This window comes from Actinoplanes sp. NPDC051633 (assembly GCF_040681735.1).
Classification (GTDB): Bacteria; Actinomycetota; Actinomycetes; order Mycobacteriales; family Micromonosporaceae; genus Actinoplanes.
Genome location: NZ_JBFAZH010001769.1, coordinates 1 through 1,129 on the forward strand (window position 1 = coordinate 1; position 1,129 = coordinate 1,129).

Below are 1,129 nucleotides of genomic sequence, written 5' to 3' on the forward strand. Positions count from 1 at the left end.
TGGTGCCCGGCCGCACGATGAAGAAGTCGGCCAGCGAGATCGAGGTGCCGGCCGGCGTCTTGTTGTACCAGCTGGTACCCGTGCTGTTCTGCCGCAGGGCCGGCACGAACACCCGGTACTCACCGTTCGCGAAGTACAGGAACGGCTTCTCGCGTACCACCGGGGTGGTGCTGATGACGGTGTGCGACGGGTTCGGGAAGTGGTTCGGCGGTGCGCCCTGCACGCCCTGGAACACCATGTTCCAGACCGAGCCGCTCCAGCTGCCGAACTCGCTGTTGCGCGAGTACCACTGCTGCTGGGAGCCGGAGACGACCGCGCCGTCCACCTTGGTGTCCGCCATCAGACCGCCACTGGACCAGCCATCCCCGCCGTTCCAGAGCTGAATCTGATTCTGCGCGCCCCGCAGATGCATGCGGCGGTAGGGCGCGGCCTGGGAGACCGCATACCGCTCCACGGTGGTTCCGGCCGGCAGCGTCACGGACAGGTTCTCCGCGGTACGCCAGAAGTTCTGCGTCGCGTTGCCGTTCATCCAGAAGGCCTCGACGCGCACGTCGCCGTTGAGGTTGACGTCGTCCGGCGACATGCCGAGGCCGGCGACCTGGGTGAAGAAGCCGAGGTTGACGTCGGCGGTGTAGCTGCCGGGCTTGAACAGCACCGCATAGCGCTCGGGGCCGAACTGGTTGGTCTCCTGCGCGGTGAAGAGCTGGTTGAGCCGGCCCTGGATGGTGGAGGTCGGCGTCGACGGGTCGTAGACGTTGACGTTCGGGCCGAAGTTCGGGTTGCGCGGGTCGGTCGGCTCGACCGGGTCGGTCGGCCCGCCGGTGGTCTCGGCGAACACCCTCAGCTCCCAGAGCGAGTAGCCGTAGCCGGTGCCGCGCTGGGTGCCGTAGACGCGGAGGTACCGCCCGGTGCCGGCGACGGTCAGCGTCTGGTTGCCGCCGGTGCTCGTGGTGGTGGAGTAGGCGGTGGTCCAGGTGCTGCCGTTGGCGCTGGTCTGGATCTGGAAGGCCTTGCCGTACGCGGCCTCCCACTGCAGGCCGACCTGGCAGATGGTGGTGCTGGTGCCGAGGTCGACCTGGATCCACTGCGGGTCGCTGAACTGGCTCGACCAGCGGGTGCCGGTGTTGCC

1 protein-coding gene is annotated in these 1,129 nt (G+C 68.2%); it reads right to left on the reverse strand.

All coding sequences use genetic code 11. The features are described from left to right. The coding region (locus tag AB0M20_RS45020) for a discoidin domain-containing protein (RefSeq protein WP_364307762.1) at positions 1 to 1,129 on the reverse strand (1,129 nt) is incomplete at both ends.